Consider the following 24,073-nt stretch of genomic DNA (forward strand, 5'->3'; position numbering starts at 1 on the left):
CTCCTACGACGGGCGGGGGTGGCCGGCAGCCCTGCGGGGCCGGGCCGGTATCATCGATCGATGTAGGAGCGGGTTCACCCGCGAATACGGTGGTGCCAGCAACGCACAATGCCTGGCAGAAATCGGTCCGCAGGCCTGGCCCTTTCGCGGGTGAACCCGCTCCTACAATGAATCGCGCAGGCTTTTCAAATTTTGAGAAAGACAGTTGCTCCCTATCTTGAACGCGGTTGAGCGGACCCAGCGTGACCGAGCATGATAATCAATGCTTGATCATCACATGCCGCACACAGGTGTAGTCCTCCAGCCCATACATCGACATGTCCTTGCCGTACCCCGAGTGTTTCTGCCCGCCATGGGGCATTTCACTGACCAGCATGAAATGGGTATTCACCCAGGTGCAGCCATATTGCAGGCGGGCTGCCAGGCGGTGGGCGCGGCCGGTGTCGCGGGTCCAGACCGAGGAGGCCAAGCCATAGTTGGAGTCGTTGGCCCATTCCAGCGCCTGCGCTTCGTCGCTGAAACGGGTTACCGTCACCACCGGGCCGAACACTTCGTTGCGCACGATCTCATCATCCTGCAGGGCGTCGGCCAGCACCGTCGGCTCGAAAAAGTACCCATCGCCCTCGATTGCCTTGCCACCGGTCACCAGGCGAATGTGCGGCTGGGCGATGGCGCGCTGTACCAGGCCGGCGACTTTGTCGCGGTGCTGGGCGCTGATCAGCGGCCCCAGCTCGGTGCCCTCGGCCTCCTGCAGGCCGGGTTTGATGCTGGCTACCGCTTCCCCCAGGCGCTCGACGAAGCGCTCATAGATACCGGCCTGCACATACAGGCGGCAAGCCGCGGTGCAGTCCTGGCCGGCGTTGTAGAAACCGAAGGTGCGAATACCCTCGATCGCGGCATCGATGTCGGCATCATCGAACACCAGGACTGGCGCCTTGCCGCCCAGCTCCATGTGCATGCGCTTCACACTGTCGGCGGTGGCGCTGATGATATGGGCGCCGGTGGGGATCGAGCCAGTCAGCGACACCATGCGGACCTTGGGGTGCGTAACCAGTGGGTTGCCGACCGTCTGGCCACGGCCAAACAGAATGTTCAGCACCCCGGCCGGCAGCAGGTCCTGAGCCAGTTCCCCCAGGCGCAAAGCGGTCAACGGGGTCAGCTCGGAGGGTTTGATCACCACCGTGTTGCCGGCCGCCAGGGCCGGGGCGATCTTCCAGGCCAGCATCATCAGCGGGTAGTTCCACGGCGCGATCGATGCCACCACGCCCAAGGGGTCGCGACGGATCATCGACGTGTGGCCCGGCAGGTATTCACCTGCCGCCGAGCCGCCCAGGCAACGCGCGGCACCGGCGAAAAAACGAAACACGTCGGCAATCGCCGGAATCTCGTCGTTGCGCGCGGCACTCAAGGGTTTGCCGCAATTCTGCGATTCCAGCCGAGCCAGTTCATCGCCATGCGCCTCAATGGTGTCTGCCAGGCTCAACAACGCCTGGGCGCGGTCCTTGGGGCTGGTTTGCGACCAACTGTCGAACGCATGGTCGGCGGCACGCACGGCGCTGTCCACCTGGGCTTCGCTGGCTTCATTGATCTGCGCCAGGGCGGTGCCCAGCGCCGGGTCGAGCACGGTCCAGGTCGGGCCTTGGCCGGCGACCAGTTGGCCATTGATCAGCATCTGCGTTTGCATCGGGTACTCCTCCAGGGTCATTTGCCACTGCCCGCAACGCTGTCGCCGCCACGGGTCAGGTAATAGGCGCCAAGGATCGGCAACATGGTCACCAGCATCACCAGCATGGCAACCACATTGGTCACCGGTACGTCGCGCGGCCGGCTGAGCTGGTTGAGCAACCAGATCGGCAAAGTGCGTTCGTGGCCGGCGGTGAAGGTCGTGACAATGATTTCATCGAACGACAGGGCAAAGGCCAGCATACCGCCGGCCAGCAGTGCCGAGCCGAGGTTCGGCAGGATGATGTAGCGAAAGGTCTGCCAGCCATCGGCACCCAGGTCCATGGAGGCCTCGATCAGGCTGTGTGAGGTGCGCCGCAGGCGGGCGATCACATTGTTGTAGACGATCACCACGCAGAATGTGGCGTGGCCGACCACGATGGTGAACACCCCGGGCTCCACGCCCAAGGTCTTGAACGCCGAGAGCAGGGCGATGCCGGTGATGATGCCGGGCAGGGCGATGGGCAGGATCAGCATCAGCGATATGGCCTCTTTGCCGAAAAAGCTGCGCCGGTACAGTGCGGCCGATGCCAGTGTGCCGAGCACCAGGGCGATCAAGGTCGCCAGGCAGGCGACCTGCAACGACAGCTTGATCGCTTCCAGCACATCGGTGCGGGCAAAGGCCACGGCAAACCACTTAAGGGTAAAACCCGTGGGCGGGAAGCTGAACGCTGCGTCTTCGGTGTTGAAGGCGTACAGGAAGATGATCAGGATCGGGAAATGCAGGAACAATAGCCCGCCCCAGGCCGCCAGGCGCAACCCTGTAGAGGCTTGTTCAGAGTGCATCGAAGGCCCCCAGGCGCTTGACGATCGACAGGTACAGCGCAATCAGCACGATCGGCACCAAGGTAAATGCCGCCGCCATCGGCATGTTGCCGATCGCTCCTTGCTGGGCATAGACCATGCTGCCGATGAAGTAGCCGGGTGGGCCAACCAACTGCGGCACGATGAAGTCGCCAAGGGTAAGCGAGAAGGTGAAGATCGAGCCGGCGGCGATACCGGGGATCGACAGCGGCAGTATCACCTGCATGAAGGTTTGCCCGGGGCGTGCGCCAAGGTCTGCCGAGGCCTGTAACAGCGACGGCGGCAAGCGCTCCAGCGAGGCTTGGATCGGCAGGATCATGAACGGTAGCCAGATGTACACGAACACCATGAAGCGCCCCAGGTGCGAGGTCGACAGCGTGCTGCCGCCCACGCCCGGCACCGTCAGCACGGCTTGCAGCAGCGCATCCAGGTGCAACTGGTGGACGAACCACTGGGCCACCCCTCCCTTGGCCAGCAGCAGGGTCCAGGCGTAGGTCTTGACGATGTAGCTGGCCCACATCGGCATCATCACGGCGATATAGAAAAATGCCTTGGTCTTGCCGCGAGTGTAGCGCGCCATGTAGTAGGCGATGGGAAACGCCAGTACCGCGCTGGCCAGTGACACCGCCGCCGCCATGCCCAGGGTCCGCAGGATGATGTCGAAGTTCGACGGGTTGAACAGCGCGGCGAAGTTGCCCAGGGTCAGGTCCGGGGTGACCGCCATGGTGAAGTCGTCGAAGGTGTAGAAACCCTGCCACAACAGGTTCAGCAACGAGCCCAGGTAGATGGCGCCAAACCAGGTCAGCGGCGGGATCAGCAGCAGGGCCAGGTACAGGTTGGGGCGCCGGTACAGCACATCGGCCAGGCCTCGGAGCGCGCTCATGGCAATGGCCCTGCGCTTTCCTGCAGCACGGTCATCGCCTCGCGCGGCCAGTGCGCCTGCACCCGCTGCCCGGGTTGCCAGGCCTGGGGCTGTGCCTGCCAGCGGTCGTTGGCCTGGGTTACCGCCAACAGTTGGCCATTGTCCAGTTGCAACTCGTAACGGGTGGCGCTGCCCTGGTACTGCACATCGCGCAGCAGGCCGCTGACCTGGACTTCGTGGCTGGTGACCACCAGGTCGCCCAGGCGGATATGCTCAGGGCGGATGGAAAACGGCGCCGGGTGGCCGTTGAGCGCCAGCGCCAATTCGCCACGCATCACGTTGGACGTTCCGACGAATTCGGCGACGAAGGTGGTGGCGGGTTTCATGTACAGGTTGCGCGGGGTGTCGACCTGTTCGATGCGGCCGCGGTTGAACACCGCGACCCGGTCCGACATCGACAGCGCCTCGGTCTGGTCATGGGTGACGAAGATGAAAGTGATGCCTAGCTGGCGTTGCAGCTTCTTCAGCTCGCCCTGCATCTGTTCGCGCAGCTTGAGGTCCAGCGCGCCCAATGGCTCGTCCAGCAGCAACACGCGGGGCCGGTTGACCAGTGCCCGCGCCAGGGCCACACGCTGGCGCTGGCCACCCGAAAGCTGCGCCGGCTTGCGCGCGCCGTAGCCGGCCAGGGCAACCATGGCCAGGGCTTGCTCGGCACGGCTGTGGCGCTCGGCCTTGCCCACGCCTTTGACTTTCAAGCCATAGGCGATGTTGTCGAGCACGTTCATGTGCGGGAACAACGCGTAGTCCTGGAACACGGTATTGACGTCACGCTGGTAGGGCGGCACGCCGGCAGCTTCCAGGCCGTGGATACGGATCGAGCCGCTGCTTGGCTGCTCGAAGCCGGCGATCAGGCGCAGGCAGGTGGTCTTGCCGGAGCCGGACGGGCCGAGCATGGAGAAGAACTCCCCATCGCTGATGTCGATGCTGACCCGGTCGACGGCCTGGACCTCGCCGAAGCTACGGGAAACCTGGGTGAACTGGACGGCTAGGGACATACGCGGTTCTCTGTTGTTCTTGTGTTGCCTGTATCGGCCCTGGCCCCGGCAAGCCGACCCCACAGGGATCACACCACAGGGCCGGAACAGGCGAAGATACCCTCAGCGCCCACCCATGATGGCGTGTAATCTTGAGTCCAGCGGCTGTAGGGCACGAACTTGCCACCCTGGGCCTGCGGGGTTTTCCAGAAGGCGATCTTGTCGAAGTTGTCGAAGCCGTTGGTCTTGCAACCCTCGGCGCCGAGCAATTCGCTGCCACTGCAAGCTGCAGGCACCGCGGGCAACGAACCGAACCAGGCGGCCACGTCACCCTGGACCTTCGGCTGCAGCGACCAGTCCATCCATTGGTAGGCGCAGTTGGGGTGCTTGGCGTCGGCGTGCAGCATGGTGGTATCGGCCCAGCCGGTAGCGCCCTCCTTGGGAATGGTCGACGCCACGGGCTGGTTCTCGGCCTTCAGGCCATTGACCATGTAGCCCCATGAACTGGAGGCAACCACGCCCTCGTTCTTTACGTCGCTCATCTGCACTGTGGCGTCGTGCCAGTAGCGGTGGATCAGCGGTTGCTGCTGGCGCAGCAGTTCGAGCACCGCCTGGTATTGCGTTTCGGTCAGTTCATACGGGTCCTGGATGCCCAGCTCGGGCTTGGCCGACTTCAGGTACAGCGCCGCGTCCGCGATGTAGATCGGCCCGTCATACGCCTGTACGCGGCCTTTGTTCGGCTTGCCATCGGGCAGGTCCTGCGGCACGAACACCACGCCCCAACTGGCCGGTGCCTGCTTGAACGTGTTGGTGTTGTACAGCAGCACGTTCGGCCCCCACTGGTACGGGGTGCCATAGACCTGTTTGTCGACCACATACCAGCCACCGTTCTGCAGGCGCGGGTCAATGTTTTTCCAGTTGGGGATCAAGGCGGTGTTGATCGGCTGCACCCGTTTGCCGGCGATCAGCCGTAACGAGGCATCGCCCGAGGCGGTAACCAGGTCGTAGCCCCCCTTGGCCATCAGGCTGACCATTTCGTCCGAGGTGGCAGCGGTTTTCACGCTGACCTTGCAGCCGGTTTGCTGTTCGAAGCCGGTCACCCAGTCATAGGCCTTGTCGCTTTCACCGCGCTCGATGTAGCCGGGCCAGGCGACGATATCCAGGCGCCCCTCGCCAGGCCCCAGTGCCTTGGGCGTTTCGGCGGCCAGCAGGCCGGTACTGGCCAGCACGGCACAGGTGGTGGCGCCGAGCAATGCGGTCTTGTGCACGGACATGGGTGTTCCCTCTTGTTGGAGATTGTGGTCGCGGCAGTGGTCGAGTCTAGTTGGCTTTTTGCCCGTCAATGCAACATCCAGAAGCAAATCCGCGCATGGTCGTTTACCGGGCAGGCCTTACTCTGGTGGATGACTTCCCATGCCTGGAGACTTGCACATGAACACCCGTGGCTTGCTGGACCAACTGCTCAAATCTGGCCAGGAGTTGCTGAACAAATCCTCTGCTTCCGGCAAGCCAGGTGCTGGCGCCAGCGGGCTTGGCGGCCTGTTGTCCGGGGCCGGTGGTGGCTTGCTGGGCGGTGGCGCACTGGGCGTGCTGCTGGGCAACAAGAAGGCGCGCAAATATGGGGGCAAGGCCCTGACCTATGGTGGCCTCGCGGCGCTCGGGGTGCTGGCCTACAAGGCCTACGGCAACTGGCAGGCGCGCCAGCAGGTGGCTGCCAGCGAGCCGCAGACGCTCGACCGCTTGCCGCCAGCCCAGGCCGAGCAGCACAGCCAGGCGGTGCTGCGGGCGCTGGTGGCTGCGGCCAAGTCCGACGGCCATATCGACGAACGCGAACGGGCGCTGATCGAAGGTGAGTTCACCCGCCTGGACAGCGACCGCGAGTTGCAGCATTGGCTGCATGCCGAACTGAACAAGCCGTTGGACCCTGCTGAGGTCGCCCGCGCCGCGCAGACGCCAGAGATGGCTGCCGAGATGTACCTGGCCAGCATGATGATGGTCGACCAGGAAAACTTCATGGAGCGCGCCTACCTCGATGAGCTGGCTCGCCAGTTGCGTCTGGACCCAGGCTTGCGTCAGGAGCTGGAAAGCCAGGTGAAGCTGGCACAGGGCTAGCCGCAATGTTCAGCGCCTGCCAGTTCGCGCGCCGGGCGTGCGGTGCTCGAACTGGCAGGCGCAAAATTCCAGGCGGCAAGCACCGCATAAGCACGCGCCCTCTAGGCTATACTTCGGCGATTTTCCCCGCTCGTTGTGAATTCCTGAGGGCTGAATGTGAAGAATTGGACGTTGCGCCAACGGATCCTGGCAAGTTTCGCCGTGATCATCGCCATCATGCTGCTGATGATCGTGGCCGCCTACTCGCGGTTGGCCGCCATCGAAACCGCCGAAGAGGCCGTCGGTACAGACAGCATTCCCGGGGTCTACTACAGCTCGATGATCCGCAGCGCCTGGGTCGACAGCTACGTCACCAGCCAACAGCTGGTCGGGCTGTCCAACCACCGGGAAATCACCTCGGCCGACATGGAACTGTTCAAAAGTTTCGAAGGCCGGCTGAAGCAATACATGGCCAGCTACCAGAGCACCATCCAGGACAATGACGACCAGGTCCGCTTCGACAGCTTCGTGCAGCTTGAAGAAAACTACATGAAGATCGTCGGCCAGGTGCTCGATGCCTACCGTCAGCGCAACTACGCCGAAGCCCAGCGCCTGATCAACGACGTACTCACACCCGCCTGGGTCGACGGTCGCACGCACCTGAACGACGTCATCGAGAACAACCGCGCCTCCGCTGATGCCGCCACCCGCGATATCGTCAGTGCCGTGACCACCGCCAAAGGCAGCATGATCGTCTCGCTGTTGCTGGCCATCGTCGCGGCCGGGGTGTGCGGCCTGTTGCTGATGCGCGCGATCACAGCGCCCATGCAGCGTATCGTCCACGCCCTGGACAAGCTGCGTTCGGGTGACCTGAGCGTGCGCCTGAGCCTGGAACGCAAGGATGAGTTCGGCGCCATCGAGAGCGGCTTCAACGAAATGGCCGAAGCGCTGGCGAACCTGGTGGCCCAGGCCCAGCGCTCGTCGGTGCAGGTCACCACGTCGGTTACCGAGATCGCCGCCACGTCCAAGCAGCAGCAGGCCACTGCCACTGAAACCGCAGCCACCACCACGGAAATCGGCGCCACCTCGCGGGAAATTGCCGCCACTTCGCGTGACCTGGTGCGCACCATGACTGAAGTCACTTCGGCCGCCGACCAGGCGTCCAGCCTGGCCGGCTCCGGCCAGCAGGGCCTGGCCCGCATGGAAGAGACCATGCACCAGGTGATGGGCGCCGCCGACCTGGTCAACGCCAAGCTGGGCATCCTCAACGAGAAGGCCAGCAACATTACCCAGATGGTCGTGACGATCGTCAAGGTGGCCGACCAGACCAACTTGTTGTCGCTCAACGCCGCCATCGAGGCGGAAAAGGCTGGCGAGTATGGCCGTGGCTTTGCCGTGGTGGCCACCGAAGTGCGGCGCCTGGCCGACCAGACCGCCGTGGCCACCTACGATATCGAGCAGATGGTGCGCGAGATCCAGTCGGCGGTGTCGGCCGGGGTCATGGGCATGGACAAGTTTTCCGAAGAAGTGCGCCGGGGCATGTTCGAAGTGCAACAGGTCGGTGAGCAACTGAGCCAGATCATTCACCAGGTACAGGCCTTGGCACCGCGCGTGCTGATGGTCAACGAAGGCATGCAGGCCCAGGCCACCGGTGCCGAGCAGATCAACCAGGCGCTGGCCCAGCTCAGTGATGCCAGTACCCAGACGGTCGAGTCGCTGCGCCAGGCCAGCTTTGCCATCGATGAGCTTAGCCAGGTGGCCGCAGGCTTGCGTGGCGGCGTGTCGCGTTTCAAAGTCTGACCGCGATGACCGACTTGCAAGCGCCGGCCGCACAGCCGGGTAACGCCAAAGGGGCGCTGTACCTGCAGTTTCGTATCAGGGACCAACGGTTTGCCCTGAGTGTGCACGAGGTGATCGAAGTGCTGCCACTTCGGCCACTCAAGCCCATTGCCCGGGCGCCAGCCTGGGTGGAGGGTATTCTGGCCCACCGTGGCCTGCTCATACCCGTCATCGACCTGGCCGCGCTCAGCTTCGGCCAGCCGGCGCTGAAGCGCACCAGCACCCGCCTGGTACTGGTGCACTACCGGGGTGGGCTGCAGTTGGGGCTGGTGCTGGAGCAGGCAACCGAGACCCTGCGCTGCCGGCCCGATGAGTTCCAGCCCTATGGTGTAGACACGGGCGAAGCCCCTTACCTGGGGCCGGTGCGTCAGGATGCCCTTGGCATGCTGCAGCGTATCGAAGTCAATGACCTGCTGCCCGACGCCGTGCACGCATTGCTGTACACGCAGTACCCGACCGGGGGGCCGACATGACCGAACAGCGTTTTTTCCGCTTCTTGCGTGAGCGTATTGGCCTGGATGTGGAGTCTGTCGGCACGCCGATGGTCGAGCGTGCACTGCGCCAACGTTGCGTAGCGGTGGGCGCCGCCGACCTGGACGACTACTGGCTGCGCCTGCAGCAGTGCGGCGAAGAGCAGCAGGCATTGATCGAAGCGGTGATCGTGCCAGAGACGTGGTTCTTCCGGTACCCCGAGTCCTTCACCGCGCTGGCGGGCCTGGCGCACAAGCGCCGTGCCGAACTGGACGGCGCGCGCCCGCTGCGGTTGCTCAGCCTGCCGTGCTCGACGGGGGAGGAGCCGTACTCGCTGGCCATGGCCCTGTTTGATGCCGGCATGGCGCCGGGGGCGTTCCTGGTCGATGGCATGGACATCAGCCCCAGCTCGGTGGCCAAGGCCGGGCAGGCCGTGTATGGCCGCAATGCCTTTCGCGGCAGCGAGCTGGGTTTTCGCGAGCGTTACTTCGATGTGGTCGACGAAGGCCATCGCCTGCACGAGCGGGTACGCCAGCAAGTCAGCCTGCAGGTAGGCAATGTGCTCGACCCGCTGCTGGCCAGCCGCGATGGCCTGTATGACTTCGTGTTCTGTCGCAACCTGCTGATCTACTTCGACGTGCCGACCCAGCAACGCGTCTTTGAAGTGCTCAAGCGCCTGCTGCACCCACAGGGGGTGCTGTTCATCGGTCCGGCCGAGGGCAGCCTGTTGGCGCGCCTGGGCATGCGCCCGCTGGGGATCGCCCAGTCGTTTGCCTACGTACGAGACCCAGGCAGCAGCACACCTGCGCCGGCGGCAGCGGCAGCACCTGCCAGGCGCAGTTGGCCGGCGCCGGGGCCTGCCGGGTATTCGCAGCCGGCCTTGCCAGTGCCGCGGCCGCAGCGTGCGCTGCCGGTGGTGGCCCGGCCAGCGCCGGCCCGCGAGCTTGGGGGCGAGGGCCCCAGCGAACTGCTGGCCGGCATCGCCCGGCTGGCCAATGCCGGCGCCAGCGCACAGGCTCGCCACGAATGTCAGCGCTACCTGGGCCAGTACCCGCCGTCGGCGCAGGTGTATTACTGGCTGGGGCTGCTCAGCGATACCGAGGGCGATGCGCAGCAAGCGCTGACCCACTACCGCAAAGCGCTGTATCTAGAGCCACAACACCCCGAGGCGTTGCTGCACCTGGCGGCCCTGCTTGCGGCCCAGGGTGACCTGGCCGGGGCCCGGCGCCTGCAGGAACGGGCAGCGCGGGCTGGGCGGGAGTCTGAACGGTGAACGGTGAATCCGCGATGCAACTGCTGGCCGATGACGAGGCGCTCATCGACGACTGCTGGAACCGCATTGGTGTGCATGGCAACAAGCAATGCCCGCTCCTGGAGCGGCATGTGCATTGCCGCAACTGCGAAGTCTACGCCGCTGCGGCTAGCCGCCTGCTTGATCGCTATGCATTGACGCAGGAGCACTCGGGGGCCGAGCAGGCGCCGCTGCAAGAGCACACCGGTCGCTCCATGTTGCTGTTCCGTCTGGGTGAGGAATGGCTGGCGCTGGCGACCGCCTGCCTGGCCGAAATAGCCCCGTTGCAGGCCGTGCATTCGTTGCCGCACCAGCGATCGCGGGTGTTGCAGGGGGTCGCCAACGTGCGTGGGGCGCTGGTCCCGTGCCTGTCATTGGCTGACTTGCTGGGGGTTCAGGCGGGTGCTGCCGAGCAGCGTAGCGGCCGGGCGATGCCGCGCATGCTGATCCTGGCCAGCGAGGGCGGCCCGGTGGTGGTGGCGGTCGAGGAAATCGACGGCATCCACCGGCTCGACCCGCTGCTGCTGGGCAGTGGCCAGGACGCCACCCGCTATACCGCGGCGGTGCTGCAATGGCGCGGGCGCAGCGTGCGGGTACTGGACGATCAACACTTACTGGCTGCCGTGCAGCGGAGCTTGTCATGACCCCAGAGCAAATGCGCGACGCCTCGTTGCTCGAGCTGTTCAGCCTGGAGGCCGAAGCGCAGACCCAGGTGCTCAGCGCTGGCCTGATGGCGCTCGAGCGCAACCCTACCCAGGCTGACCAGCTCGAGGCGTGCATGCGCGCGGCCCACTCGCTCAAGGGTGCCGCCCGTATCGTTGGCGTGGACGCGGGCGTCAGCGTCGCGCATGTCATGGAGGATTGCCTGGTAGCCGCCCAGGAGGGGCGCCTGCGGTTGAATGCCGAGCATATCGATGCGCTGTTGCAGGGGACCGACTTGCTGATGCGCATTGCCACACCGGGCGACAGCGCGGCGCAGGCGACCCTGCCGGTGTTTCTTGCGCAGATGGCCAGCCTGCTCGACCCAGGCGGCGCCGGCGTGCCCCCGCTGCCCCTGGCGGCAGGCGCAGCATTGCCGTCGTCGCCGCCGGTCAGCCAGCCCCCGGCACCGTTGGTGCTGCCAAGTGAGCTGTCCGAGCCCGAGCCCGAGCCAGCGCTGCGGCGCAAAGCGGGCAAGCGCGTCGGTGATGCCGGCGAACGGGTGTTACGGGTCACTGCCGACCGTCTGAACAGCCTGCTCGACCTGTCCAGCAAGTCGCTGGTGGAGACCCAGCGCCTGAAGCCTTACCTGGCCACCCTGCAGCGCCTCAAACGCATGCACGGCCAAGGGATGCAGGCGCTCGACGGCGTGCGCATGCAGCTGGAAGACAGCGGCCAGAACAGTGAAGTGCTCGAAGCCTTGGCGCAAACCCAGCGCCTGCTGGTCGAGACCCAGCAGATCCTGCAACAGCAGGCCGCCGACCTTGATGAGTTCGGCTGGCAGGCCAGTCAGCGTGCGCAGTTGCTGTACGACACGGCCCTGGCCTGCCGCATGCGGCCATTCGCCGATGTGCTGGCAGGGCAGAGTCGCATGGTCCGAGACCTCGGCCGCTCGCTGGGCAAGCCGGTACGGCTGGTGGTGGAGGGCGAAAAGACCCAGGTCGACCGTGATGTGCTGGAAAAGCTTGAGGCGCCATTGACCCACCTGTTGCGCAATGCCGTGGACCACGGCATCGAACTTCCGGAACGGCGCCTGCTGGCGGGCAAGCCAGCGGAAGGGCAGGTGCGCCTGCGTGCCTCGCACCAGGCTGGCATGCTCAGCTTGGAACTGATCGACGATGGCGCCGGTATCGACCTGGAGCGCCTGCGCGCCAGCATCGTCGAGCGCGCCCTGTCGCCGGCCGACACCGTGGCGCGCATGAGCGAAGCGGAACTGCTGACATTCCTGTTCCTGCCCGGCTTCAGCCTGCGCGACAAGGTGACCGAAGTGTCCGGGCGCGGCGTTGGGCTGGATGCGGTGCAACACATGATTCGCGAACTGCGCGGCTCGATCGAGCTGAGCCAGCAGCCAGGGCAGGGCTGCCGCTTCCATCTGCAGGTGCCGTTGACCCTGTCCGTGGTGCGTAGCCTGGTCGTCGAAGTCGGTGGCGAGGCTTACGCTTTTCCACTGGCGCATATCGAACGCACCCTGGACGTCACCGCCGAGCAGATCGTGCAGATCGAAGGCCGCCAGCACTTCTGGCACGAGGGCCGGCACATCGGCCTGGTTGCGGCCAGCCAGTTGCTTAACCGCCCGCTGGGGCAAAGCGACGGCAGCAGCCTGCGCGTCGTGGTGATCCGTGAGCGCGAGCAACTCTACGGTGTGGCCGTGGAACGCCTGGTAGGCGAACGCGTGCTGGTGGTGATGCCGCTCGACCCACGGCTGGGCAAGGTGCAGGACATTTCTTCGGGTGCCTTGCTCGATGATGGTTCAGTGGTGCTGATCGTCGATGTCGAAGACCTGCTGCGCTCGGTGGATAAACTGCTGAGCACCGGGAGCCTGGAGCGTATCGAACGCGGCAGTGGCGGCACCCGTGGGGTGGCGCACAAACGCATCCTGGTGGTCGACGATTCATTGACCGTGCGCGAACTGCAGCGCAAGCTGCTCAGCCACCGTGGCTACGACGTGGCGGTAGCGGTAGACGGCATGGACGGCTGGAACGCCTTGCGCAGTGAAGACTTCGATTTGCTGATCACCGATATCGACATGCCCCGCATGGACGGTATCGAACTGGTCACCCTGGTGCGGCGCGACCAGCGCCTGCAAGGCCTGCCAGTGATGGTGGTGTCCTACAAAGACCGTGAGGAAGACCGGCGGCGTGGCCTGGATGCTGGCGCCGACTACTATTTGGCAAAGGCCAGTTTCCACGACGACGCGTTGCTGGATGCTGTGGTGGAACTGATCGGAGGGGCTCAGGGATGAAGATCGCTATCGTCAATGACATGCCCATGGCGGTCGAGGCCCTACGCCGTGCAGTCGCCCTTGAGCCAGCGCATGAGCTGGTGTGGGTGGCCAGCAATGGCGCCGAGGCAGTGCAGCGTTGTACCGAGCAGCTTCCGGACCTGATCCTCATGGACCTTATCATGCCGGTGATGGATGGCGTGGAGGCGACCCGGCGGATCATGGCCGAAACCCCGTGTGCCATCGTCATCGTCACGGTCGACCGCAAGCAGAACGTGCACCAGGTGTTCGAAGCCATGGGCCATGGCGCGCTCGATGTGGTGGACACCCCGGCACTGGGCGCGGGTGATCCCCGCGAAGCGGCGGCCCCGCTGCTGCGCAAGATCCTCAATATCGGCTGGCTGATTGGCCAGCAGCGAGCACCGGTTGCACGCCCGGTTGAGCTGCCGCTGCGCGAAGCTTCACAGCGTCGCGGCCTGGTGGCGATTGGTTCGTCGGCCGGTGGCCCGGCAGCCCTGGAAGTGTTGCTCAAGGGCTTGCCGCCGGCGTTTCCGGCGGCCATCGTGCTGGTCCAGCATGTGGACCAGGTATTTGCCGCAGGCATGGCCGAGTGGCTCGACACCGCCGCCAAACGCGAGGTGCGGCTGGCCCGTGAAGGCGAGCCGCCGCAGCCGGGCGTGGTGCTGCTGGCCGGCACCAATCACCATATCCGCCTGCTAAAGAACGGCCAGCTGGCCTACACTGCCGAGCCGGTGAATGAAATCTACCGGCCGTCGATCAATGTGTTTTTCGAGAGCGTGGCCCAACACTGGCACGGCGATGCGGTGGGGGTATTGCTCACCGGCATGGGCCGCGACGGTGCCCAAGGCCTGAAGCTGATGCGTCAGCAGGGTTTCCTGACCATTGCCCAGGACCAGGCCAGCTGTGCGGTGTACGGCATGCCCAAGGCCGCCGCAGCCATTGATGCTGCCGTGGAAATTCGCCCGCTGGACCACATCGCCGGGCGCTTGACGGAAATTTTTGGAAAATGACGACACGTATTGAATCACGCCGCCACGCCGGTAGTGATCGGGTGACCATGTATGGATGATTTACCGATCGAAGGTTTTGCGACCGCCAACGAAAACGCGGCGATGGTACTGCTGGTCGACGATCAGGCCATGATCGGCGAGGCCGTGAGGCGAGGGTTGGCCAACCAGGACAACATCGACTTCCACTTCTGTGCCGACCCCCACCAGGCGGTGGCCCAGGCCATGCGCATCAAGCCCACGGTCATCCTTCAGGACCTGATCATGCCGGGCCTGGACGGTTTGACCCTGGTGCGTGAGTACCGCAACAACCCGGTGACCCAGGACATTCCGATCATCGTGCTCTCCACCAAGGAAGACCCTCTGGTCAAGAGTGCGGCGTTTGCGGCCGGGGCCAATGATTACTTGGTCAAGCTGCCGGACACCATCGAACTGGTGGCGCGCATTCGCTACCACTCGCGTTCCTACCTGACCCTGCTGCAGCGCGACGAGGCCTACCGCGCCCTGCGCGTCAGCCAGCAGCAGCTGCTGGATTCAAACCTGATGCTGCAGCGGCTGATGAACTCCGACGGCCTGACCGGGCTGTCCAACCGCCGGCACTTCGACGAATACCTGGAACTGGAGTGGCGCCGGGCCATGCGCGAGCAGCAACAACTGTCGCTGCTGATGATCGACGTGGACTACTTCAAGGCCTTCAACGACAGCTTCGGCCACCTGGCCGGTGACGAGGCGCTGCGCCAGGTGGCCGAGTCGATCCGCGGCTCGTGCTCGCGGCCCAGTGACCTGCCCGCGCGTTACGGTGGCGAGGAATTCGCCCTGGTGCTGCCCAACACCTCGCCTGGCGGGGCACGGCTGGTGGCCGAAAAGCTGCGCCAGACCGTACATGGCCTGGGGATCCCGCACACTGCACCGGCGGCTGATGCGTTCCTGACCGTGAGCATTGGCCTGGCCACCCAGACCCCGAGTATCGGCAGCCATTGCCGGCAACTGATCTCGGCGGCCGACAAGGGCCTGTACCTGGCCAAGAATGGCGGGCGCAACCAGGTCGGCATTGCCTGACGTGCCGATAACAGCGCCGGCCCTCGTGGTAGCTCATGTACAGGCTACCGCCCGGCGGGTCTGCCGCCCTGCGGCGGACTCGGTTATACTCGCAGGCTTTTCACCGAATTCGTGCGAGTAGCCAGCCCATGGAAATCCAACCGATCCTGAACACCATCAAGGACCTCACCGAGCGTTCCCAGTCAATTCGGGGGTATCTTTGACTACGATCACAAGCATGACCGCCTGATCGAAGTCAACCGCGAGCTGGAAGACCCCAACGTCTGGAACAAGCCCGAGTACGCCCAGGCCCTGGGCCGCGAGCGTGCCATGCTGGCACAGGTGGTCGAGACCCTGGACAAGCTGTCCAACGGCCTGGGCGACTGCCAGGACTTGCTCGACATGGCTGTCGAGGAAAATGACGAAGGCGCCGTCGGCGACGTTGTGACCGAGCTGGAAGGCCTGGAAGAAAACCTCGCCCAGCTTGAGTTCCGTCGCATGTTCAGCGGCGAGATGGACATGAACAACGCCTACCTGGATATCCAGGCCGGCTCTGGCGGCACCGAGGCGCAGGACTGGGCCAACATCCTGCTGCGCATGTACCTGCGCTGGGCCGACAAGCGTGGTTTTGACGCCACCATCATCGAACTGTCCGAAGGTGAAGTAGCCGGTATCAAGGGCGCCACCGTGCACATCAAGGGCGAGTACGCCTTTGGCTGGCTGCGCACCGAAATCGGCGTGCACCGCCTGGTGCGCAAAAGCCCGTTCGACTCCGGCGCCCGTCGCCACACCTCGTTCTCGGCGGTGTTCGTTTCGCCAGAAATCGACGACAAGGTCGAAATCGAGATCAACCCGTCCGACCTGCGCATCGACACCTACCGTTCCTCCGGTGCCGGTGGCCAGCACGTCAACACCACCGACTCGGCGGTGCGTATCACCCACGTACCGACCAATACCGTGGTGGCGTGCCAGAACGAACGTTCGCAGCACGCCAACAAGGACACCGCCATGAAAATGCTGCGGGCCAAGTTGTACGAGCTGGAAATGCAAAAGCGCAACGCCGCCTCGCAGGCGTTGGAAGACAGCAAGTCGGACATCGGCTGGGGCCACCAGATCCGTTCCTACGTGCTGGATGACTCGCGTATCAAGGACCTGCGTACCGGCGTGGAACGCAGCGACTGCCAGAAGGTGCTGGACGGCGACCTCGACCAGTACCTGGAAGCAAGCCTGAAGCAGGGCCTGTAAGCCGCACTCCACCGCCGCGCCATCGGCCAACCGCCGCTGGCGCGTGCCCTGCCCGAAAAGGGCAACGAATACCTGATGGAAAAAATGACCAGATGAGCGACCTCAAGACCGAATCGCAAGACCTGCAACAGGAAGAGAATGCCCTGATCGCCCTGCGCAAGGAAAAGCTTGCCGCCGAGCGTGCCAAGGGCAATGCCTTCCCCAATGACTTCCGTCGCGACAGCTACTGCAACGACCTGCAGAAGCAGTACGCGGACAAGACCAAGGAAGAGCTGGAAGCAGCCGCGATTCCGGTCAAGGTGGCGGGCCGCATCATGCTCAACCGTGGCTCGTTCATGGTGATCCAGGACATGACCGGCCGCATTCAGGTCTACGTCAACCGCAAGACCCTGCCGGAAGAAACCCTGGCCGCAGTCAAAACCTGGGACCTGGGCGACATCATCAGCGCCGAAGGCACCCTGGCACGCTCTGGCAAAGGCGACCTGTACGTTGAAATGACCAACGTGCGCCTGCTGACCAAGTCGCTGCGCCCGCTGCCCGACAAGCACCACGGCCTGACCGATACCGAGCAGCGCTACCGCCAGCGCTACGTCGACCTGATGGTCAACGAAGAAACCCGCCACACCTTCCGTGTGCGCTCGCAGGTGATCTCGCACATTCGCAAGTTCCTCATCGAGCGTGACTTCCTCGAAGTCGAAACGCCCATGCTGCAAACCATCCCGGGTGGTGCTGCGGCCAAACCGTTCGAAACCCACCACAACGCCCTGGACATGGCCATGTTCCTGCGCATTGCGCCGGAGCTGTACCTCAAGCGTCTTGTCGTTGGCGGGTTCGAGAAAGTGTTCGAGATCAACCGCAACTTCCGTAACGAAGGTGTTTCGACCCGGCACAACCCGGAATTCACCATGCTCGAGTTCTACCAGGCCTATGCCGACTACCGCGACAACATGGACCTCACCGAGGAACTGTTCCGCGAGCTGGCGCAGCTGGTTCTGGGCAGCACCGACGTACCGTACGGCGACAAGGTGTTCCACTTCGGCGAGCCGTTCGCCCGCCTGTCGGTGTTCGACTCGATCCTCAAGTACAACCCGGAGCTGACCGCTGCCGACCTGCAGGACGTCGACCGCGCCCGTGACATCGCCCGCAAGGCCGGTGCCAAGGTGCTGGGCCACGAAGGCCTGGGCAAGCTGCAGGTGATGATTTTCGAAGAGCTGGTCGAGCACAAGCTGGAGCAGCCACACTTCATCACCGAGTACCCGTTCGAGGTGTCGCCGCTGGCCCGTCGCAACGACGACAACCCGGCCGTGACCGACCGTTTCGAGCTGTTCATCGGTGGCCGCGAAATCGCCAACGCCTACTCCGAGCTCAACGATGCCGAAGACCAGGCCGAGCGCTTCCTGGCCCAGGTAGCCGAGAAAGACGCCGGTGACGACGAAGCCATGCACTACGACGCCGACTTCGTTCGCGCGCTGGAGTACGGCATGCCGCCGACCGCGGGTGAAGGCATTGGTATCGACCGCCTGGTGATGCTGCTGACCAACTCGCCGTCGATCCGCGATGTGATCCTGTTCCCGCACATGCGCCCGCAGGCCTGAGTGAGCAGAACGAGCCGCCTTTCCAGGCGGCTTTTCTTTGCGAGCGGCAGGCCATAAGCGGCAAGCTACAAGAAACGGCAGTCCGCGTGCGTTCCGCTTTTTCTGGTGGCTTGCCGCTTGTAGCTTGCCGCTTCTTCACAGAGGTCCCCATGACACCCGCCACCCCTCACCAAGGCGCCGCCGGCATCGCCACCGCCGTCGCCGAAAGCGTGCAATACCAAGGCCGCAAAGCTGCCCGCCAAGGCAGCGAACAGCGTCGCCAGCAGATTCTCGATGCCGCCATGCGCATCGTCGTGCGCGATGGCGTTCGCGGCGTGCGTCACCGGGCGGTGGCTGCCGAGGCCGGTGTGCCTTTATCGGCCACCACCTACTATTTCAAGGACATCGAAGACCTGCTCACCGATACCTTCGCCCAGTACGTCGAACGTAGCGCCGCCTACATGGCCAAACTGTGGGCCAACACCGAGGTGGTGCTGCGCCAATTGCTGGCCCAAGGGGATGGCAGCCCGCAGGCGCGGGCACGGCTGGCTGACGAAGTGGCACGCATGACCGCCGACTACGTGCAGCGCCAGTTGCTGAACCGCCGCGACTTCCTGATGGCCGAACAGGCGTTCCGCCAAGAGGCGCTGCTGTGCCCGCGCCTGGCGGAACTGGTCTGTGCGCACGAGCAGATCCTGCTGCACGGCACCCGTCAATTGCTGCAGGTAGTCGGCTCGCGGCAACCGGAGCAGGACGCCCAAATGTTGACGGCGATTATCGAGCAGATGGAATATCAGGGCCTGCTCAAGGATGCCAATGCGCAAGCCGATGGGCAGATGCTCGCTATGCTTACCCGATACCTGCAATTGGTGCTTGCATCGGCCTGAGCGAGACCGACTTTTCGAGGAGAGCCTGATGAAAGCCTGGCGTGTGGTGTTGTTGACTTTGTCATTCCTGCTGCTGGGCGGTTGTCTGGTGACCTTCCATGAGCCATTGCCCAGCAATCAGGCCGCGCCCAAGGCCTTGCTCGGCAAGTGGAGCAGCAAGGACGCCTGGGGTGAGCCGTTGAAGCTCACCATCACCCGCAGCAGTGGCGATGCCTACAAGGCAGTTGCCACGGCCAAAGGCAAGGCACCGGAAACCTACATGTTCACGGTGTCGCGCCACGGTAACCGCTGGTACCTGTCGGCCGGTGTGCCTAAGCGCCTGGGCGGCAATTTCCTGATTGGCGGCTTTGACATCGTCGATGGCAAGGAACTGGTGCTGTACAACCTGGATGTCGAGCAGGTGCAGCAGGCGGTGGAGAATAAGGAACTGACCGGGCGCAGTACCGAGGTGCCGGAAGACAACGGCGACGGTGTGTTGATCGACAGCCCGCCAGCGCGGGTGCTGGCGTACCTGGACGACCCGGCCAACTCGGACCTGTTCGTTGAAGTGGCCCGGTTCCAGCGGTCCGGCAAATGACCGTGCTGGCTTCATCGCCGGCAAGCCAGCTCCCACACTTCCTTGGAGCCCTGTGCTGTACCTGTGGGAGCTGGCTTGCCGGCGATGAGGCCGGTACAGGTTTTCTGTACTAGAAAGGAGTCCCCGGTGGACGAATACCAGCAGACCATCCGCGCCCTGTCCGACCGCATCGTCGCGGCACAAACACCGATTCGGGTGCTGGATGCGGTGAAGTGGGACGACAGCATTCGCCAGGGCTTCCTGCAGGGCAAGGGCAAGGAGCCGCCAGCGGTCGACCGCGCCTATTACCAGTCGCGGCCCTTGTCGTTCGACTCCAGCGCCGTCAAGGCCGAGTTCCAGGGGATCGAGCGCGACATCATTCGCCAGCTGGGCCAGTTCAACCCTGTGGGGCAGATCATGAAGCGCATGTGCCGCGAGTACCGCATGGTAGTGCGCATGCTCGAAGCCCGCGGCACCGAGGAGTTCGGCCTGATCTCCCAGGAGTTGTATGGCGCCGCTTCCGACGCCTTTCATGCCGGTGACCCGACCTTGGCCGACCTCGGCCTGATGCTGTCGGACTATCTGAACAACATCGATGGCCGCGGCGACCTGAAGGACGAACCGAAGAACCTGACCGCCAAAGAGGCTGTCGATACCCTTCAGCGGCGCTTGAACACGGTGTTCGGTGAAGCCGAAGGCACCATCCGTGTGTTCGAGTCCGACGGCATTGTCGCTGACGCCGCCGCCGGCGCCGACTATATCAAGGTGCGCGCCGATGCCATGTTCAATGCCCGTGACGTGCGGGCGCTGGAAGTGCACGAAGGGCTGGTGCACGTCGGCACCACGCTCAATGGCCTGAACCAGCCGATCTGCACCTTCCTGGCCAAGGGCCCGCCCTCGTCGACGGTGACCCAGGAAGGCCTGGCCATCCTCATGGAGGTGATTGCCTTTGCCTCCTACCCCAGCCGCCTGCGCAAGCTTACCAACCGCACCCGTGCCATCCACATGGTCGAGGAGGGCGCCGACTTCATGCAGGTGTACGGCTTCTTCCGCGAGCAGGGCTTCGAGATGGGGCAAAGCTACAGCAACGCCAGCCGGGTATTCCGCGGCTCGGTGCCCAACGGCCTGCCATTTACCAAGGACTTGTCCTACCTCAAGGGCTTCATCATGGTTTACAACTACATTCAGTTGGCTGTGAAGAAGGGCAAGCTCGAGCAGATACCGCTGCTGTTCTGTGGCAAGACCACCCTGGAAGACATGCGCACTTTGCGTCAACTGGTCGAGGAGGGGCTGGTCGAGCCGCCCAAGTACTTGCCCGAACAGTTCCGTGACCTCAACGCGCTGTCGGCCTGGATGTGCTTCTCCAACTTCCTCAACCACCTGAGCCTGGATCGCATTGAAGCCGACTACGCGAATATTCTCTGAGTACTGCCGCCCGCTGCTGCTGGGGCTGGTGCTGCTGGCCCTGGGCGGCTGCAGCAGCCTGCTGTTCTACCCCGAGCGTGGGCAGGCGTTCACCCCTGAACGGGCCAAGCTGGCGTACCGTGATGTCACCCTGACCACTGCCGATGGCGTTCGCCTGCACGGCTGGTGGCTGCCGGCCAAGCCGGGTGTCGAGGTCAAGGGTACGGTGCTGCACCTGCACGGCAACGGCGGCAACCTGCCCGGGCACTTGGGTGGTAGCTATTGGCTGCCGGAGCAGGGTTACCAGGTGCTGATGGTCGACTACCGCGGCTATGGCCTGTCTGAGGGCAAACCGAGCCTGCCAGAGGTATACCACGACATCGCCGCGGCCATGACCTGGCTGGACCAGGCGCCCGAGGCCAAGGGCAAGCCGCTGGTGTTGCTGGGGCAGAGCCTGGGCGGCGCCATGGCGATTCATTACCTGGCAGGCCACCCGGAGCAGCGCCAGCGCTTCGCTGCCCTGGTTTTCGACGGGGTGCCGGCCAGCTACCGGGCGGTGGGGCGCTATGCCCTCAGCACCTCGTGGATGACCTGGCCATTGCAGGTGCCACTGTCGTGGCTGGTGCCCGACGGCGACAGCGCGATCCGCTCGATCGAGCAACTGCGCAGCCCGCCCAAGCTGTTTTTCCAGAGCATCGATGACGACCTGGTGCCGCTGGAAAACGGTATCCGCCTGTATCAGCACGCGCCACCGCCACGGGTGCTGCAACTGACTCGAGGTGGCCATGTGCAGACCTTCGCCGACCCTACATGGCGCCAGATGATGTTGCGCTTCCTCGATGACCCTAGCCATTTCAACGGCCTGCGGCGGCTCGCCGAAGTGCCTGATTACCCTGACGAGAAGAACACCCAATGAGTGAAGAACGCAACGCCATCCCGCTGATCCTGACGGGTGTGGGCAGCATCATCGTGACGGTGGGCGCCTTGTGGTACTACGGCTACCTGCATTTCGCCAAACCCGAGGATGCCCTGTTGTTGCAGGATTACACCATGCTCAAGACCGTCCCCGGCGAGGATTACAAGGTTTCGCTGGACCCGGCACCGCAAGTGGCGCAGTGCGTGGACGGTGTATTGGTGCTGTTCGATACCCAGCAGAAAGGCCTGACGGGCGTGCTGGTGGACAACCGCAAGCGTGCAGTGCGCTGCATGGGTGAGGAAACGCCGCAGCAGGTACAGTGAGCGGCAGCGAAGCAAAAAAAAGCCCCGCGTCGATCGCGGGGCTTTCTCTGTCAGCTGGCCAGTATTACTGCTGGGCCTGGCTCATGGAGCGTGGCTGCACCGGCTGATTGTCGTTGGAGATGGTCACCTCCACACGACGGTTCTGTGCACGCCCGGAGTTGCTGGAGTTGTCCGCAACCGGGTACTCCTTGCCGTAGCCTTGGGCCACGATGCGCGCTGGGTCTACGCCGGCGCGCACCAGGGCCATGCGTACGCTGTTGGCGCGGCGCTCGGACAGGCTCTGGTTGTAGCTGGCCGAGCCGACGCTGTCGGTGTAGCCCTCTACGATCACCTTGCGCTCAGGGTTTTCCTGAAGGAACTGGGCCAGTTTGGTGATGTTCGGGTAGGCGTTGCTTTTCAGCTCGGCCTTGTTGAAGTCGAACAGCACGTCACCGAAGGTCACCAGCGTACCGCGGTCGGTCTGCTTGGCGTTCAGGCTGTTCTGCAGCTTGGCGATCTGGGCATCGCGGGCATCCAGCTTGGCCTGGGCACGCTGGGCGGCTGCGTTCTTCAGCTCACCCTCGGCAGTGCGCAGGGCAATGGTCTGCTTGGCCACTTCGACGCGCTGGTTGGTCAGGTAGGCCAGTTGGTCGACTTTCTTCTCGTCTTCACGGTCCATGTAGGCCTTGTCGGCCTTGTTCAGCCAATCCTGGGCATCCTTGGTTTCCAGCGCGGCGACTTTGCTCGCCTGTGGATCGCTCTGCAGGGCCGAGAAGTTGGTGCGGGCGGCTTCCAGGTTGGCGTTAGGGTCGTGCGAGCACGCAGCAAGACCGACGCTCAGGGCCAGCAGGGCGGGAATCATGACGTAATTGCGCATAGTGTTCATCCTTTGATCGTGTGCGAAGGCTAAGGTTGGCGGGGCAGGGCTCACTGAGCGCTGCGCAGGCCTTCCTCACGTACGTCCTGAACGCCCTGGCGGGCATCCTGCACGGCCTTCTGAGCCTTGGCCGCCTGGGCCTTGCGTTCGGCCAGGCGTGCGTCCCATTCGGCCTGTTCGGCCAGGCGCTTGGCTTCGTCGTACTTCTTGTCGTGCATGGCGATTTCAGCCTGCTTGAACTTGTCTTGCGCGGCTTTCATTTCCACGGCGGCGAACTCGGTGCCGCCAGCGCTGACAGCGGAATTCACGGCGGACTGGGTAACCGCATATTGCTCGGTAGGCGGGTTACCCGCACAGCCGGCCAGGACCAGGCTACTGCCCAGGGCCAGCGCGGCCAGCTTGAACCCGCGCACATGAGTGGATGACGGTTTGCTAGTGCGGGTTTTCATGGTGGTCAGCTCCATTGGATCACTCCTGATAACGATGTCCGTAGCAGTCCATCGCTCATTCCCTGACAAGTCCGCGCGCTTGGGATCAACGGTGCACAACGGCAGGTGTGCAGGGTTTTAGCGTGATGGCTATTAGCTGTGACTAAGAGTTTTTTTGGATAGTTCCGAAAAATTTCTGACCCGGCGGAGGGTTTTTGCAGAGTGCCCGAGGCAATTGAAGCGGGTGGCGGACGGCGCGGCCAATGTTCTTCTCGGCGCGTTTGCTGCCCGAGGTCAGGCGCCGCGCGGGCGGCGCCAGATCGCTCAAGGCTGCGCAAGGCCTACGCCCCTGGCTCTTCACTGCCCTCGGTGGTAAGGCTGTGCAGATGCTGCTTCGACAGCGACAAAAACCGCGGTGTCGGCCCCACATCCTCATACATCGGGTCACCTTCTTCATCGGTGGCGATGACCTGGCGACCGGGCACATAGGGAAAACTGGCTTCCACTTCTTCAAGCGCGGCCGCGACCAGTTCGCCGAGCAGTTCCTCGGCGGTGCGTTTGGGGTACATGTCGATCAGCGCGGCCAGGCGCGCTTCGGACTCCAGGTCCAGATGCAGGACATGGCCGGTACGGCTCAAGGTGCCGGCGGCATTCTGTTCCCAGTGCTGGGCGAGTTCACGGATTTTCATGATGACCTCTGGTTACGCCTCGAAGGCTGCATGGCATGGGAGTGCTCAACCTTCACTTTAGTTTGCTTTGGCCGATCCCTGCTTGCCATCGCTGC

At 64.0% G+C, this 24,073-nt stretch carries 22 protein-coding genes and 1 pseudogene; 15 read left to right on the forward strand and 8 right to left on the reverse strand.

Features of this window, described 5'->3' with window-relative positions; genetic code table 11:
- Positions 1-259: 259 nt before the first annotated feature.
- The 5 genes and pseudogenes from ACF8SD_RS10775 to ydcS form a co-directional block, all read right to left on the reverse strand.
- Positions 260-1,684 (reverse strand): gamma-aminobutyraldehyde dehydrogenase, encoded by a 1,425-nt coding sequence (locus ACF8SD_RS10775; protein WP_392485207.1) that lies wholly within the window; start codon positions 1,682-1,684, stop codon positions 260-262.
- Positions 1,685-1,701: 17 nt separating this feature from the next.
- A complete protein-coding gene (locus tag ACF8SD_RS10780) occupies positions 1,702-2,508 on the reverse strand; it encodes an ABC transporter permease (RefSeq protein ID WP_392485208.1) in 807 nt (268 codons plus the stop codon).
- The gene (locus ACF8SD_RS10785) at positions 2,498-3,409 is read right to left on the reverse strand and encodes an ABC transporter permease (protein WP_392485209.1); all 912 of its coding nucleotides are present in this window, start codon (positions 3,407-3,409) and stop codon (positions 2,498-2,500) included. The genes ACF8SD_RS10780 and ACF8SD_RS10785 overlap by 11 nt, the downstream gene beginning before the upstream one ends.
- Positions 3,406-4,443: an ABC transporter ATP-binding protein gene (locus ACF8SD_RS10790; protein WP_173887754.1), complete on the reverse strand. Its 1,038-nt coding sequence runs from the start codon at positions 4,441-4,443 to the stop codon at positions 3,406-3,408. Before ACF8SD_RS10790 ends, ACF8SD_RS10785 begins: the two co-directional genes overlap by 4 nt.
- A gap of 102 nt (positions 4,444-4,545) precedes the next feature.
- Positions 4,546-5,696: pseudogene (gene ydcS / locus ACF8SD_RS10795) on the reverse strand (putative ABC transporter substrate-binding protein YdcS).
- Positions 5,697-5,853: 157 nt separating this feature from the next.
- On the opposite strand from ydcS, the gene ACF8SD_RS10800 reads away from it, so the two are divergent.
- The 15 genes from ACF8SD_RS10800 to ACF8SD_RS10870 all read left to right on the forward strand — a co-directional run bounded on the left by ACF8SD_RS10800 (position 5,854) and on the right by ACF8SD_RS10870 (position 22,005).
- Positions 5,854-6,534 carry a tellurite resistance TerB family protein gene (locus tag ACF8SD_RS10800; protein ID WP_392485210.1) on the forward strand — a complete coding sequence of 227 codons (681 nt, stop codon included), beginning with the start codon at positions 5,854-5,856 and terminating at the stop codon, positions 6,532-6,534.
- 156 nt (positions 6,535-6,690) lie between these two features.
- Positions 6,691-8,313 carry a methyl-accepting chemotaxis protein gene (locus ACF8SD_RS10805; protein WP_173887757.1) on the forward strand — a complete coding sequence of 541 codons (1,623 nt, stop codon included), beginning with the start codon at positions 6,691-6,693 and terminating at the stop codon, positions 8,311-8,313.
- A 5-nt stretch (positions 8,314-8,318) separates the two neighbouring features.
- Entirely contained in the window at positions 8,319-8,825 is a 507-nt protein-coding gene (locus ACF8SD_RS10810; protein ID WP_392485211.1) for a chemotaxis protein CheW, read from the forward strand.
- Complete coding sequence (locus tag ACF8SD_RS10815; protein ID WP_392485212.1) at positions 8,822-10,096, forward strand: CheR family methyltransferase; 1,275 nt, start codon at positions 8,822-8,824, stop codon at positions 10,094-10,096. The genes ACF8SD_RS10810 and ACF8SD_RS10815 overlap by 4 nt, the downstream gene beginning before the upstream one ends.
- Positions 10,093-10,758 (forward strand): chemotaxis protein CheW, encoded by a 666-nt coding sequence (locus tag ACF8SD_RS10820; RefSeq protein ID WP_392485213.1) that lies wholly within the window; start codon positions 10,093-10,095, stop codon positions 10,756-10,758. Before ACF8SD_RS10815 ends, ACF8SD_RS10820 begins: the two co-directional genes overlap by 4 nt.
- Positions 10,755-13,055 carry a hybrid sensor histidine kinase/response regulator gene (locus ACF8SD_RS10825; protein ID WP_392485214.1) on the forward strand — a complete coding sequence of 767 codons (2,301 nt, stop codon included), beginning with the start codon at positions 10,755-10,757 and terminating at the stop codon, positions 13,053-13,055. Before ACF8SD_RS10820 ends, ACF8SD_RS10825 begins: the two co-directional genes overlap by 4 nt.
- Positions 13,052-14,065 carry a chemotaxis response regulator protein-glutamate methylesterase gene (locus ACF8SD_RS10830; RefSeq protein WP_392485215.1) on the forward strand — a complete coding sequence of 338 codons (1,014 nt, stop codon included), beginning with the start codon at positions 13,052-13,054 and terminating at the stop codon, positions 14,063-14,065. Before ACF8SD_RS10825 ends, ACF8SD_RS10830 begins: the two co-directional genes overlap by 4 nt.
- Positions 14,066-14,116: 51 nt before the next feature.
- Positions 14,117-15,121 carry a Wsp signal transduction system regulator diguanylate cyclase WspR gene (wspR, locus tag ACF8SD_RS10835; RefSeq protein ID WP_392485216.1) on the forward strand — a complete coding sequence of 335 codons (1,005 nt, stop codon included), beginning with the start codon at positions 14,117-14,119 and terminating at the stop codon, positions 15,119-15,121.
- A 128-nt stretch (positions 15,122-15,249) separates the two neighbouring features.
- Positions 15,250-16,345, forward strand: a protein-coding gene (gene prfB, locus ACF8SD_RS10840) for a peptide chain release factor 2 (protein WP_110678858.1) whose coding sequence is annotated in 2 segments (ribosomal slippage) — positions 15,250-15,321 and positions 15,323-16,345 — 1,095 coding nt in all. Because the reading frame shifts where the segments join, the coding sequence is not laid out codon by codon here.
- A 92-nt stretch (positions 16,346-16,437) separates the two neighbouring features.
- A complete protein-coding gene (gene lysS / locus ACF8SD_RS10845; protein WP_173887762.1) occupies positions 16,438-17,940 on the forward strand; it encodes a lysine--tRNA ligase in 1,503 nt (500 codons plus the stop codon).
- A 149-nt stretch (positions 17,941-18,089) separates the two neighbouring features.
- Entirely contained in the window at positions 18,090-18,806 is a 717-nt protein-coding gene (locus ACF8SD_RS10850; protein ID WP_029888049.1) for a TetR/AcrR family transcriptional regulator, read from the forward strand.
- Positions 18,807-18,834: 28 nt separating this feature from the next.
- Positions 18,835-19,383 carry a hypothetical protein gene (locus ACF8SD_RS10855; protein ID WP_173887763.1) on the forward strand — a complete coding sequence of 183 codons (549 nt, stop codon included), beginning with the start codon at positions 18,835-18,837 and terminating at the stop codon, positions 19,381-19,383.
- 84 nt (positions 19,384-19,467) lie between these two features.
- A complete protein-coding gene (locus ACF8SD_RS10860; RefSeq protein ID WP_154211460.1) occupies positions 19,468-20,787 on the forward strand; it encodes a flavohemoglobin expression-modulating QEGLA motif protein in 1,320 nt (439 codons plus the stop codon).
- Positions 20,759-21,682 (forward strand): alpha/beta hydrolase, encoded by a 924-nt coding sequence (locus tag ACF8SD_RS10865; RefSeq protein WP_392485194.1) that lies wholly within the window; start codon positions 20,759-20,761, stop codon positions 21,680-21,682. Before ACF8SD_RS10860 ends, ACF8SD_RS10865 begins: the two co-directional genes overlap by 29 nt.
- Entirely contained in the window at positions 21,679-22,005 is a 327-nt protein-coding gene (locus ACF8SD_RS10870; protein WP_009686993.1) for a hypothetical protein, read from the forward strand. The genes ACF8SD_RS10865 and ACF8SD_RS10870 overlap by 4 nt, the downstream gene beginning before the upstream one ends.
- A 64-nt stretch (positions 22,006-22,069) precedes the next feature.
- On the opposite strand, the gene ACF8SD_RS10875 is transcribed toward ACF8SD_RS10870, so the two are convergent.
- From ACF8SD_RS10875 to ACF8SD_RS10885, 3 genes are all read right to left on the reverse strand, one after another.
- Positions 22,070-22,861 (reverse strand): OmpA family protein, encoded by a 792-nt coding sequence (locus ACF8SD_RS10875; RefSeq protein WP_054890346.1) that lies wholly within the window; start codon positions 22,859-22,861, stop codon positions 22,070-22,072.
- A 50-nt stretch (positions 22,862-22,911) separates the two neighbouring features.
- Positions 22,912-23,325: a DUF4398 domain-containing protein gene (locus ACF8SD_RS10880; protein WP_009686991.1), complete on the reverse strand. Its 414-nt coding sequence runs from the start codon at positions 23,323-23,325 to the stop codon at positions 22,912-22,914.
- Positions 23,326-23,630: 305 nt separating this feature from the next.
- The gene (locus ACF8SD_RS10885) at positions 23,631-23,978 is read right to left on the reverse strand and encodes a hypothetical protein (protein ID WP_009686990.1); all 348 of its coding nucleotides are present in this window, start codon (positions 23,976-23,978) and stop codon (positions 23,631-23,633) included.
- Between the last annotated feature and the right edge of the window lie 95 nt (positions 23,979-24,073).

It is taken from the genome of Pseudomonas sp. CJQ_9, from assembly GCF_043106615.1.
GTDB classification, from domain to species: domain Bacteria; phylum Pseudomonadota; class Gammaproteobacteria; order Pseudomonadales; family Pseudomonadaceae; genus Aquipseudomonas; species Aquipseudomonas juntendi.